The organism is Clostridium sp. C1 (assembly GCF_018223625.1).
Classification (GTDB): Bacteria; Bacillota_I; Bacilli_A; order Erysipelotrichales; family Coprobacillaceae; genus Allocoprobacillus.
Genome location: NZ_CP073631.1, coordinates 326,056 through 338,081, shown reverse-complemented (window position 1 = coordinate 338,081; position 12,026 = coordinate 326,056). Strand labels below are relative to the sequence as shown.

Sequence of the window (12,026 nt, the reverse complement as noted above, 5' to 3'; positions counted from 1 at the left end):
ACCTCCCGTATCAGTGTTTAATTATTTACACTGTCTACTAGGAGGTTATCATATCATACCACTCTTATTTTTTTGAATTAACTTTATATCATCATTATTGATATGAATACAATGCGCTAGAATAACATTTTGATCCAATAAATCATAATAATCTAAAAATGCTGTTGGTGTCATGTGATACTCTTTTTGGAAATAATCCATCTCATAATCCAATTCACTGGCATGCAATGATAAAGGTACATTGTATTGTGTTGCCAATTGATGAGCAAGCTGAAGATGTTCTAAATCATTTGTATTTGTCGCATGTGGCGCAATAAATGGAACAATCAACGGATGATTTTTCCATCGAGGTATAAACCATCGACAATAATCTAATCCCCCATAAGCTTCTTGACTATCGCAGCTAGGGAAATCAACAATCGTTTCTCCAACAAAACCTCTCATTTTCATTTCATCAGCTGCTTTTGCGACTTCATCTTCAAAATAATACATATCCATAAATGTTGTAATCCCTGACAACAACATTTCAGCCATAGCATACTTGGAGCTATGATAAACAAGATCAGCCGTCATATATTTGGATTCCAATGGAAATAAGAAGCGACGTAAGCGATCAGGGCAATCATCACCTAGTCCACGAAATGGAATCATTCCTAGATGCGTATGGATATTAATCATACCTGGTAATAAAATACCATGATGTCCATCTATGCATTGATCATATTTTTGTACACATGTTTTCCCTATTTCAATTATATTTTCATCATCAATGAGCATTTGTCCATCTTCAATGACATCAAAATGTTCATTCATTGTTAAAATTGTTACATTTTTAATCAATGTTCTCATAACTGTCCTCCATGAGTGGTACAATTGTCTGATGATAAGTATCCAACATCCCATAATCAGTCACTTTCAGTTCTGGTGAAACAGGTAGAGATAATGTGGATAATGACATAATCACATTATCATGAACATATCCTAAATCTTCCATCGCTTTTCTGACTTGTCGTAAATCTTGAGCTAATTCTTTTAATGGCTGATCACTGACAATACCACCAATATTTAATACAGTGTTGGCTTGAATTTTTTGATTTTGAACAACCAGATATCCACCTTGTTGTTGGAGAAGCTGATGCTGTGCAATAACCATATCTTCAATACTATTACCTAAAATCATGATATTATGATGATCATGTGCCCAGCTTGTCGCAACCGCACCTTTTGTTTGTAATGTATTTTTCACCAAAGCATGTGTAATATGTCCATTTTTTTGATATCTTTCAAAAATAGTCAATAAGCAAAGTCCCGCACTTTGATAATCTACATAGCCGTCTTTGACTGGTAATTTCATCTGTAGATGCTTTGTAAAAGTGGAATGTGGCTGTACTTCCATAACATGACAAAGAACTTCTTTTTTTGATGATGGTATCATAAAATCTTCATTCTTTGCTTGTCTGGCATAAAGTGAATGGTAAAACTCTTGTGGAAAGTGTGACTGTTGTTCTTGAATTTCTATTTGTTTTGTTTGATGATAAACACATTGTCCTTTTTTATACACACTATCAATAGAAAAAGAATATAAATCATCCAATAAGATAAAATCCGCTATTTTCCCTGGGGCAATACATCCACGATCAATCATATGCATACGTCTAGCTGGTGTATAAGTGGCACAATAAATAGCTTTTTCAATTGGCATACCTAAATCATATGCTAATTTGACTAAAAGATTCAAATGTCCCTGCTCTAACTGGTCAGCCATCACATCATCTGTCACCAATGCAAAATATTCATAAAATTGATGTTCTACCAATGTACGAATTGTATCTGCATTCATTGATTTTCTTTGAATTTCCAGAAACATGCCATTTTTTATCTTTTCAACAATGGATTCTGGTGTCTGCTGCGTATGATCTGCATCAACACTCTGATAAATATATCGTGCTAAATCAAGCCCCGTAATTTTAGGACAATGTCCTTCAATAGGTAACTGCCATCTTTTTTCATGACAGGCTTGAATAATCTGATTAATGAGTGTATCTTGCCCACCAATCAAATCTTTAAAGTTCATGACTTCACCCAAGCATAAAATACGAGGATTCTCTAAAAGCTGTTTGACATCATCTACATCTATTTTTCCTCCTGTTGTTTCCAAATGTTCATTGGTAGAAGGAACAGAAGAAGGAATTCCATAAAAAATATCCAATGTTGTGTCATTGGATATCATCGTTTCAATTCCACGTATTCCAAAAACATTCGCTATCTCATGTGGGTCAGCAACCACTGTTGTGACCCCATGAGGTAATACTGCTTTGGAAAATTCACCAGGAACTGTCATAGAACTTTCAATATGCATATGAATATCAATCAACCCAGGAATCATGTACTTACCTTGTCCATCAATCACTTCTTGACTTTCAAGTGGTTCATCATCACAAATATAATAAAATTTATCTTCTTGAATATAAACATTCTTTTTTTCAAAACTTTGTGTAAATGTATTATAAACCTGTACGTTTTTGATGAGTTGATTCATGACAATATCTCCTAACTATTTAAAATACGTGTCCATTGATCAACCCAATCCTCTAATAGTGGATTGACAAATTTGAAATCAATAACTTTAGCTCTAGCAGCTACATCACCATAAGTTTTATTAAGTGCTTCTTCTTCAGTTAATTCAACTGTTTTATTTGTAGGTGCTTCATTCAAATCAGAAACAGCATCTTTATATTGTAAATCTTTGCTTAAACGCCAATCAATATATTTATATGCTAAATCTTTATTGTCTGAATTTTTATTCACTTCAATTGTATTAAAGTTGGCATATGTTCCTGATTCAGGTACTACATATTCACAATTTTCATTATTTTTTTGAATTAAACTTACACCAAAGTCAGCAACAACAGCAACTGAAATTTCTCCAGCACTGAACATATTTGTTAAATCTGAAGATTTTGTATATGTTTTCACAATATTTGGTTTTAATTCTTCTAAAGCTTCAAATGCCGCTTTTCCATTATCAGATGTAATATCTACACCTTTATAATCACTTGCAATATGTACCATTGCTGGTCCAAAAGTTGTTGTAATTTCAGGAATAGAAATTTGACCTTTTAAACGACTATCCCATAAATCATTCCATTCTTTAATTTCAAATCCAGTTGCTTCCTTATCATAAATAATACCAATACTATTTAAAGTATAAGGAACACCATATCCATTATCATCTTTTAGCTTAGACGCTGCATCAATTAAATCTTTCGCATTTCCAATTTTACTATAATCTAATTTTTCAAATAAATCAGCTGCATATCCTTTTTGTGCTTCTGCCTGAGATAATTCAATAATATCAACATCAGAATTTGGATTATTAGCAAATTTTGTGTAACGATCTGAAGTTCCACCTTCTTCTACAACAATTTCACAATTGTTTTCTTTTTCAAATGGTTCATAAACATCTTTTTGTACAATATCAGCATTTAATCCCCATGTTGATACAACTAATTTTTGAGTATCACTCCCACTGTTGCTAGAACATCCTACTAAAACCATAGCTCCAGCCATTAAACCAACTAATAATTTTTTCACTTTTTTCTACCTTCCTTTCCTAAACTAAGACAATTTTATTTGCTGGTAAATGCATTTGAATAGTATCACCCTGTTTATAAACTGTTGCATTTCCACCATTAACAACAAGTTTACCAATAGGTGTTTCCACTTCATATTGATAACTCTTTCCAAGGAATGTTCTCACTGTAACATTTCCTGTAATCATATTATCATATTTATCAGCAGATGTTACGATTTCAATATCATCAGGACGAATTGTCCCTTTGCATGTTTCTAAATCGCCATCATTGTCCACTTTCATGATTTCACCATTTTGATTTTGATATTGGTGATCTTGAACTTTTGTTAAATCAAAGAAATTTTCAAATCCTATAAATCTTGCAACAAACTCTGTTTTTGGACGAGAGTAAATATTTTCAGGTGTATCGTATTGTTCAATAACACCATTATTCATAACTGCTACCTTATCAGAAATAGAGAAACACTCTTCTTGATCATGTGTAACAAAAATCGTTGTAATTCCTAATTTTTTCTGTAATCTTTTAATTTCAACACGCATTTGAATACGTAATTTCGCATCCAGATTACTTAATGGTTCATCTAGTAATAAAAGTTTTGGCTCAATGACAAGTGCTCTTGCTAAAGCAACACGCTGACGTTGACCCCCTGATAATTGTTTAGGTAAACGATCTGTTAATCCTTCCAAATCACAAACTTCAACAACTTCATTGATTTTAGCTTCCATTTGAGCTTTATCCATTTTTCTTAATTTTAATCCAAACGCAATATTTTCTTTAACTGTTAAATGTGGAAACAAAGCATAACTTTGGAAAACCAATCCAAAATTTCTTTTATGAACAGGTACCTTTGTCATATCTTCACCATCTAAAATGAAGTTTCCTTCCTGAGGATCAATAAATCCTGCAACCACACGTAAAGTTGTTGTTTTTCCACAACCAGAAGGTCCAAGCAAAGAGACTAATTCTCCTTTTTCAATATCTAAGTTTAACCCCTGTAAAATATAATTTTTCTGATGATATGCAACTGCAATATCTTTTAAGCTTAAAAACGCCATTCTAACTCCTCCTATTTTGCAAGTGCTGAAATTCCTAATGTTTTTTCAACAATGAACATAATCACAATCGTTGCTACCATTAATAAAACAGAAACTGCTGAAACAGTTGGATCATAATTATATTCAATATAATTCATTAATGTTGTAGGTAAAGTTGTCACTCCTGGTCCTGTTAAAAACATAGATACAGGTATATTATTAAATGAATTAATAAATGACAACATAAAAGCCGCACTGATTCCTGATGTAATATTAGGTAAAACAACTTTAAAGAAAGCCTGACCTTTTTGACATCCTAAACTTAAAGCTGCCTCTTCAATCGCAAAATCAAACTGATCCAATGAAGAACCAACAATACGAATCACATATGGTAAAACAACAAGAAAATGTCCTAATAATAAACTTTCAAAAACAGGAAAATTCAATGTTAAAACCACATATTGATATAAAGCATATCCGACAACAATTCCTGGAATGATTGTTGGGGATAAAAAGAAGCTCTTTAAAAATTTCTTTCCAATAACACTATATCTCGCTAATGCATATGCTGCAGGTACTCCTACAAGCAAAGCAAGTAGAGTTGCTAACAAAGCAATTTCTCCACTTAATGCTAATGAACTCATAAAGCTTTCTGATTCAAACACATTGACAAACCATTGTAATGAAAATCCATGTATAGGAAAAGTAATCGTACTTTCTGAGCCAAATGCTGTCACAGCAATAATGATGAGAGGTATAAACAAAAATGCAAATACCAAAATAGAAATAACCATCAATCCTTTATGTTTACGCATTAGACTTCACCTCGCTTATCCAATTTCGCTGCAATCGCATTTAATGCTTTCATAACAATTAATGTTGTAATAATCATAATGACTGCAAAAACACTGGCTGCTGTCCAGTTATTTAAACTTAATGCCTGTTGTGAAATAAAGGTTGCTAAAACAAGATTCTTTGGTCCACCTAATAACTGAGGTGTTGTATAAGCACTGAGTGATCCTGTAAAAACAAGCACACATCCAACAATAATACCTGGAATACTTAGTGGTAAGACAACCTTCATAAAAGCTTTAACACGATTCGCACCTAAACTTTCTGCTGCTTCCATCATATCATTATCAATATTTTCCATAACACCCACTAAAGTGATAATCATAAGAGGTAAAAATAAATAAATTGTCCCAATTAAAACTGAAAATTCAGTATATAACATTGTAATTGGTTCTTCTATAACCCCTATTGACATTAAAAAATTATTAATCACTCCATTTTTACCTAAAATATTAATCCATGCAAAACTTCTGACAACTGAATTCGTAAGCATTGGAAAAATAGAAATTGCCATTAAAATACCACGCCATTTTTTATCACAACGAGAAATAAAATAAGCAGTTGGTACTCCTAAAATCATACAAACAAGAGATGAAATCAAAGCAATCTTAACAGTTCTAATGAAGATTGTCATATAATATTCATCTTGAAAAAATGATAAATAATTCGTGAAACTAAAGCCACTTCCTTCAGGAAACAAAGTTGGTAAAATGATTTGAATCAATGGCATCACCAAAAATACAATCAGTAAAACCAAACAAGGCACCAAAAGAAGATAATGCATTTTTTTCTTCACTCAAGTCCCTCCTCCAATAAAAAAAGTCTATCTACAGATAGACATATAAAAAAGCGTCTATCATAGTCCCGTTATTTTCGGTAACGGGGTAGAAACGATTGGGCCAATTCCCAAACATATATGATAACCACGCTTATTGTAACAAACATCTATAGTTTTGTCTAATATTTTTCGATTTTTTCACATTTAATCGTATAAAAAATGAAAATACCGCCCATTATTTAACAATTCAACAACTCATATCTTTATCATTTTATCTAAAATATGGAAATTCTACCATTTCCATCATGTTATAGCATATTTAAAAATATTTCCAGACAGTATCTTTAAAAAAAAGAAACCTATCTTATGATAAGTTTCCTTGTTTATGATTTATGCTTCAATTGTTGCTTTCCATAATCCATGTAAGTTACAGTATTCGTATACTTCAATTGTTCCTTTATAATCACCAATTGCAAATACTGCTTCAGGTTGATCAGCAGATGTTAAATCCACACGTAAAACTTGACTGTTGAATACAGCAATGATTGTTGTAATTAAATGTTCATCAGTCATTGGATGTGAAACTTCACCAACTTTCACATGAAGTTTATCTCCATCTATAGATAATACAGGAACGTGTTTTTCTAATGCACCATCTGTTGTATTCGCTGTTAATTCTACCATTGGTTTTCCACAACAAACAACTGGTACTCCTTTATCAACAATTTTTTCTACTACATTTCCACAAACTGGACATACATATAATTTCATAATCTCTTTCTCCTTTCATGACAAGACCATTGTACCATGTCTTATTTATTATAGCTAATCATATGCACTTTTATTATTCTTTTTTTAATAACTGACAATATGTACGATATGTATAATTATCAAAACAAACAATATCTATTCTTTTGACATATTGACATGGATAGTTTTTAAGCGTTTCTATCGCAATTGTAGCTGCCTGTGATACAGGATAACGATAAGCCCCTGTACTAATTGAAGGAAAAGCAATATGTTGACATTGATATTCTTCAGCTTTTTCCAAACAGCGTATATAACAAGACTGTAATCGTTTGGCTTCATCATGTTGTCCATCACGATAAACCGGACCAACTGTATGAATCACATAACGTGCTGGTAAATGATAAGCCTTTGTGACTTTTGCATCACCAGTCGCACATCCATGCAACAAACGACACTCAGCCAATAATTCAGGTCCAGCTTTGCGATGGATAGCACCATCCACCCCTCCACCACCTAATAAACTATTATTGGCAGCATTGACTATGGCATCACATGATATTTGAGTAATATCACCTTGAATAATTTGAATTTTCATTTCTTTCACCTTCTTTTTTATTATAACAAAAAAAGTCATTTGATAGAAACGACTTTTATGCTTTGATCCATTTTTTTATTTTTGTATCTTTTTGTTTCAAGAAATCTATAAATTCACGAATACTTACTTTTAAACAATCTTTTCGAATAATAATGATTTCATTTTTCTTTGCTAATAAAACATATGCATGTTCTGTCTGTGATAAAGTTTTTAAATGAGAGTAAGGAATTTTATTATCAATAGATGTCTGACAATTATGTACAACGACATATTCTCCTCCAAAACTCATTGTATATGTAATTTTCTGTTCATCAATTTCTTCTTTCATCAATTTTAACATTTCTTTGTAATGACTATGAATTAAAAAGAAAATTTCCCCAATACACACAGCACCTAAAACCAATAAAACAACACCTTGTAACATATTTTGATTAACGACATTTATAATACCTAAAATTAATGAAATCACACCTGTTAATGACAATAAATATTTTTGCCATGGAGCAATCATGTATTTTTTCACTTCTTTTAATAAATCTTCATCAACAATATTATGACTAATTTGAATTCTATTCATATAACCCTTCCTCCAACAATACAGCATTATCCTTCATAATTATGTCTTAGATATTAACTTTTATAAAATTTGATAAATAAAAACAATGATCGGCATTGTGATAATACAAAAAATAACAGACATAACATTCATGATACTCGTATAGCCTGGATGTTTATCATATAACTGGGCAAATTGGGTAATTGTTGCAGCAGCAGGAGCACTCGCAGCCAAAAGACTGATCAACAATATCTGATAAGCATCCTGATGAAAATTTTGTAATCCCAGCAAACGAAACGCCAAAATCACAGCCAAAGGATAAACAATCAATCTCAAAAAACAAATACCATAAACTCTTTTTTCTTTAAAAATAGATAAAATATCAATATTCCCTAATAACATTCCAATCACCAGCATACTTAATGGCCCCACCATAGAACCAACACTACTTACTGTATCATGAATCAGCGTTGGAAAATGCCAGCGTGCTATAAACATAATCATTCCTAACATAATCGCTATAACATTTACATTCAAGATAATCTTTTTGAAATCATACTGCTTTTCATTACAAACCAGATTTTTTCCATGTGTCCATATTAAAATAGTTTGAACAACCATATATCCACTTGTATATAAAACCCATTCTTCCCCTAAAATAGAAGCTACCAAAGGTATAATCAGATTACCAGCATTAGAATAAATAAGCGTTGCTTTTTCTACAGGCATAAAATGAAAAATCTGCCCTAATAATTTTGTTAATGGAATAAAAATCAAATGAACGACAATAGCTCCAATAAAAGATAAAATCAATCCCATCAGCTTCTCATTTGTAAAATCAATCTGAAAAGAATTTAAAATTGTACAAGGGCAAACAATATATAAAACAATTTTAGAAATCACTTTACTATCATCAGATGTCAGTACACGACACTTTACAGTTAAATATCCTACAAAAATAATAAGAAATAATCCAAAAATATTTTGAGCTAATAAAAGACTTAATTCCATAAATTTCCTCTCCCACATATAGTATACTTATTTTTATCAAACACACATTTTATTTTCAGGTTTTGAAAACTTTTTATCATATTTCATTACAATTTTATGAATTATGATATAATCATTTTAGACTTATAACGAGGAGAAAAGAAATGAAATTAGAAAAAAGAAAAATTGTCATTATTGGATGTGGACACGTTGGTGTCAGTACTGCATTTTGTTTGATTAATCAAGGTCTATGTGACGAAATTGCTTTGATTGATTTGAATGAAGAAAAAGTTTTAGGAGAAGTATTAGATTTATCTCAAAGCATTGAATATATGAATCGTAATACACATGTCAAAGTGGGACGATATGAAGACTGTGAAGATGCTCAAATTGTTATCATTACAGCAAGTGTTCCAACCCCTCAAAGTGGTAATGACCGTTTAAAGATGTTAGAACCATCTTTAAATGTCATGAAAAGTATTATTACTCAAATTAAAGAACATCATTTTGATGGACATTTGATTGTTGTTTCAAACCCTGTAGATTTAATGAGTTATTATGCTTATAAACTTTCTGGTTTACCAGCTAATCAGGTTATTGGAACAGGAACAACATTAGATACAGCCCGTTTAAAATATTTCATCGCCCAAAAAATCCAAGTTGATCCTCGCAGTGTTCATGCGATGGTCATTGGTGAACATGGAGATAGTGAAATGATTCCATGGTCAACTGTTCGTATTGGTGGTAAGGATATTTATAGTGTTGTTCAAGATAACCAGAGTCGTTTAGGACAAGAACCCTATCAACAGATGAAAAAAGATACAATTCAGGCTGGTTGGGAAATTTTCAATCGTAAAGGGAATACTTGTTATGGTATAGCCTCAAGTACAGTTGGTATTATTCGCACAATCTTACATAATGAAAACCAGATTTTACCTGTTTCAACATTGCTTCGTGGCGAATATGGTCAGGATGATTTATTTATCAGTGTGCCAGCCATCATTGATCGTAGTGGTGTTAGAGAAATTGTTGAATTACGCATGACACCACAAGAACAAGAAGAGTTCAATCAATCTTGTCAACGCTTAAAATCATTTTATGATCTTTTAAATCAATAGTTCTATGCTTAAACATAGAACTTTTTTATATCCATAAATGAATCATAATAGGCGCTAAAAACACAGTGAATATACCTGAAATCACAATGGATAAACTACTCATTGCTGCCTCAATTTCACCCCACTCAATTGCTTTCGCTGTTCCAATAGCATGAGCACTATTTCCTAATGCCAGTCCACGTGCAACAGGGTGATTGATATGGAAAACTTTAAAAATCGTTTTAGCAATCATTGATCCAAAAATTCCTGTTAAAATGACAACACCTACTGTCATTGTCGAATGACCACCAAGCAATTCTGATACTCCAATAGCAATCGCTGTCGTAATAGATTTTGGCATCAAAGAATATAAAACTGTTTCACTTGTCTTCAACAAAATACAAAGAACCATAACACTCATCAAACCAGACAGACAACCACATAATAAGCTTACTATAATAGCTCCAAAATGTTTAACCAGTACTTGTGTTTGTTTATATAAAGGAATCGCTAAACAAACAGTTGATGGAGTCAATAAATATGTAATCATTTGTGCTCCTTGATTATATGTCTGAAAATCAATATCTAAAACATATAAAACAAAGATAGTCAAAAAAGCACTGATTAATAATGGATTCAAAAGAGAATAAGACCATCGCTTTCTTATTTGAACAGCCAACCAATATGTTAATAAACTTAATACAATGCCAAAATAAGATGCTTCAATCAATAAATTATTCATTGATATTTTTCCTTTCTATCATATATTGTGCAATTTTCCCTGTCACTACCATTACAATGACTGTACTTATAACAAGAACAATCATAATGACAGCTATGTTTTCAAATAATTCTTCTTTGATATTCATTAAACCAACAGCAGATGGAACAAATAAAACAGGCATAATCAAAATCAGCCAATCTGCAACATCTTCTATTGCTGATAATGGAATTATTTTTGTATAAAGACCAACTAACATAATCAACAATCCATAAACACTTGCTGGAATGGGTAATGGTAAAAAACTCAATAATTCTCCTACAAATGAAATCAACATAATAATAAGAAACTGATGTATATATTTCATAACGACCTCCTGTTGTGATACCGTGCAACATTATAACATGATTTGACTGATGATTATACTTTTTTTATAAATTCATTTGCATTTTTATATTGAATAGATTTAAATATAGAGTTGAGGTGATCACAATGGCTTATCAAAAACAATATTATAAAAGAGGTTATTATGTTAAAAAAATCATTGATGATTATTGTGTTATAGATATCGAAACAACAGGTTTATCTTGGCAAAAAGATAAAATTATTGAAATTGGAATATTAAAGGTCAGAAACAAGGAAATCGTTGAACGTTATAGCCAGTTAATCAATCCCCAACAGAATATTAGTCCTTTTATCACTCAACTCACTGGTATTGATAATCAAATGGTAGAGGATATGCCTGTTCTCTCTTCTGTTCAAGATGACATTTTGCAGTTTCTTGGATACGATCCAATTATTGGACATAATACAGCTTTCGATCTTAATTTTATTGCGAATCATTTTCAGATCAATTTATCTAATGAATATATGGATACGGTTCAATTTTGTAGAAAGGTTTATCCTCAAATGCCCCATCATCGTTTAACAGACATGGTAGAATTTTTAGGGCTTTCCACAAATGAACACCGTTCTTTAGCAGATTGCATATCTACATATGAACTTTATGAACACCTTAAAAAAGAAATAATCAGACAACATATATCCATATAAATAC

At 31.6% G+C, this 12,026-nt stretch carries 14 protein-coding genes and 1 riboswitch; of the genes, 2 read left to right on the top strand and 12 right to left on the bottom strand.

The features are described from left to right. Window positions 1-48: 48 nt before the first annotated feature. The 10 genes from KEC48_RS01690 to KEC48_RS01645 all read right to left on the bottom strand — a co-directional run bounded on the left by KEC48_RS01690 (window position 49) and on the right by KEC48_RS01645 (window position 9,172). Window positions 49-849 (bottom strand): amidohydrolase family protein, encoded by an 801-nt coding sequence (locus KEC48_RS01690; protein ID WP_211963988.1) that lies wholly within the window; start codon window positions 847-849, stop codon window positions 49-51. Further along, window positions 833-2,539: an adenine deaminase C-terminal domain-containing protein gene (locus KEC48_RS01685; RefSeq protein WP_249191391.1), complete on the bottom strand. Its 1,707-nt coding sequence runs from the start codon at window positions 2,537-2,539 to the stop codon at window positions 833-835. Before KEC48_RS01685 ends, KEC48_RS01690 begins: the two co-directional genes overlap by 17 nt. A gap of 11 nt (window positions 2,540-2,550) precedes the next feature. Next, window positions 2,551-3,594: an ABC transporter substrate-binding protein gene (locus KEC48_RS01680; RefSeq protein WP_224759547.1), complete on the bottom strand. Its 1,044-nt coding sequence runs from the start codon at window positions 3,592-3,594 to the stop codon at window positions 2,551-2,553. Window positions 3,595-3,613: 19 nt separating this feature from the next. Further along, window positions 3,614-4,651, bottom strand: coding sequence for an ABC transporter ATP-binding protein (locus tag KEC48_RS01675; protein WP_087358495.1), 1,038 nt, complete (start codon window positions 4,649-4,651; stop codon window positions 3,614-3,616). 11 nt (window positions 4,652-4,662) lie between these two features. Further along, on the bottom strand, window positions 4,663-5,445 hold the full coding sequence (locus KEC48_RS01670; protein WP_087305002.1) for an ABC transporter permease: 783 nt from the start codon (window positions 5,443-5,445) through the stop codon (window positions 4,663-4,665). Next, window positions 5,445-6,278, bottom strand: coding sequence for an ABC transporter permease (locus KEC48_RS01665; protein ID WP_087358493.1), 834 nt, complete (start codon window positions 6,276-6,278; stop codon window positions 5,445-5,447). The genes KEC48_RS01670 and KEC48_RS01665 overlap by 1 nt, the downstream gene beginning before the upstream one ends. Before the next feature lie 43 nt (window positions 6,279-6,321). Next, a riboswitch (purine riboswitch) is annotated at window positions 6,322-6,422 on the bottom strand. Window positions 6,423-6,650: 228 nt separating this feature from the next. Then, the gene (locus KEC48_RS01660) at window positions 6,651-7,031 is read right to left on the bottom strand and encodes a desulfoferrodoxin family protein (protein WP_087358491.1); all 381 of its coding nucleotides are present in this window, start codon (window positions 7,029-7,031) and stop codon (window positions 6,651-6,653) included. A gap of 73 nt (window positions 7,032-7,104) precedes the next feature. Further along, window positions 7,105-7,605 (bottom strand): O-acetyl-ADP-ribose deacetylase, encoded by a 501-nt coding sequence (locus KEC48_RS01655; RefSeq protein WP_087358489.1) that lies wholly within the window; start codon window positions 7,603-7,605, stop codon window positions 7,105-7,107. A 55-nt stretch (window positions 7,606-7,660) separates the two neighbouring features. After that, entirely contained in the window at window positions 7,661-8,182 is a 522-nt protein-coding gene (locus KEC48_RS01650) for a YcxB family protein (RefSeq protein WP_205088986.1), read from the bottom strand. Between the two features lie 60 nt (window positions 8,183-8,242). Continuing rightward, the gene (locus KEC48_RS01645) at window positions 8,243-9,172 is read right to left on the bottom strand and encodes an AEC family transporter (RefSeq protein WP_211963983.1); all 930 of its coding nucleotides are present in this window, start codon (window positions 9,170-9,172) and stop codon (window positions 8,243-8,245) included. A 143-nt stretch (window positions 9,173-9,315) separates the two neighbouring features. On the opposite strand from KEC48_RS01645, the gene KEC48_RS01640 reads away from it, so the two are divergent. Next, a complete protein-coding gene (locus KEC48_RS01640; RefSeq protein WP_087297127.1) occupies window positions 9,316-10,269 on the top strand; it encodes an L-lactate dehydrogenase in 954 nt (317 codons plus the stop codon). 25 nt (window positions 10,270-10,294) lie between these two features. On the opposite strand, the gene KEC48_RS01635 is transcribed toward KEC48_RS01640, so the two are convergent. After that, a complete protein-coding gene (locus tag KEC48_RS01635) occupies window positions 10,295-10,990 on the bottom strand; it encodes an LrgB family protein (RefSeq protein WP_211963981.1) in 696 nt (231 codons plus the stop codon). Next, window positions 10,983-11,336, bottom strand: coding sequence for a CidA/LrgA family protein (locus tag KEC48_RS01630; RefSeq protein WP_211963979.1), 354 nt, complete (start codon window positions 11,334-11,336; stop codon window positions 10,983-10,985). Before KEC48_RS01630 ends, KEC48_RS01635 begins: the two co-directional genes overlap by 8 nt. Before the next feature lie 125 nt (window positions 11,337-11,461). Here KEC48_RS01630 and KEC48_RS01625 point away from each other — a divergent pair, with 125 nt between their 5' ends. Beyond that, complete coding sequence (locus tag KEC48_RS01625; RefSeq protein ID WP_211963977.1) at window positions 11,462-12,022, top strand: 3'-5' exonuclease; 561 nt, start codon at window positions 11,462-11,464, stop codon at window positions 12,020-12,022. Window positions 12,023-12,026 lie beyond the last annotated feature (4 nt).

What these genes read in the sequence shown, in the direction of transcription:
- KEC48_RS01650 (WP_205088986.1), bottom strand. Translation starts at nt 8,182, where the DNA reads ATGAATAGAATTCAAATTAGTCATAATATTGTTGATGAAGATTTATTA.
- KEC48_RS01635 (WP_211963981.1), bottom strand. Translation starts at nt 10,990, where the DNA reads ATGAATAATTTATTGATTGAAGCATCTTATTTTGGCATTGTATTAAGT.
- KEC48_RS01690 (WP_211963988.1), bottom strand. Translation starts at nt 849, where the DNA reads ATGAGAACATTGATTAAAAATGTAACAATTTTAACAATGAATGAACAT.
- KEC48_RS01645 (WP_211963983.1), bottom strand. Translation starts at nt 9,172, where the DNA reads ATGGAATTAAGTCTTTTATTAGCTCAAAATATTTTTGGATTATTTCTT.
- KEC48_RS01625 (WP_211963977.1), top strand. Translation starts at nt 11,462, where the DNA reads ATGGCTTATCAAAAACAATATTATAAAAGAGGTTATTATGTTAAAAAA.
- KEC48_RS01685 (WP_249191391.1), bottom strand. Translation starts at nt 2,539, where the DNA reads ATGAATCAACTCATCAAAAACGTACAGGTTTATAATACATTTACACAA.
- KEC48_RS01660 (WP_087358491.1), bottom strand. Translation starts at nt 7,031, where the DNA reads ATGAAATTATATGTATGTCCAGTTTGTGGAAATGTAGTAGAAAAAATT.
- KEC48_RS01640 (WP_087297127.1), top strand. Translation starts at nt 9,316, where the DNA reads ATGAAATTAGAAAAAAGAAAAATTGTCATTATTGGATGTGGACACGTT.
- KEC48_RS01655 (WP_087358489.1), bottom strand. Translation starts at nt 7,605, where the DNA reads ATGAAAATTCAAATTATTCAAGGTGATATTACTCAAATATCATGTGAT.
- KEC48_RS01675 (WP_087358495.1), bottom strand. Translation starts at nt 4,651, where the DNA reads ATGGCGTTTTTAAGCTTAAAAGATATTGCAGTTGCATATCATCAGAAA.
- KEC48_RS01670 (WP_087305002.1), bottom strand. Translation starts at nt 5,445, where the DNA reads ATGCGTAAACATAAAGGATTGATGGTTATTTCTATTTTGGTATTTGCA.
- KEC48_RS01630 (WP_211963979.1), bottom strand. Translation starts at nt 11,336, where the DNA reads ATGAAATATATACATCAGTTTCTTATTATTATGTTGATTTCATTTGTA.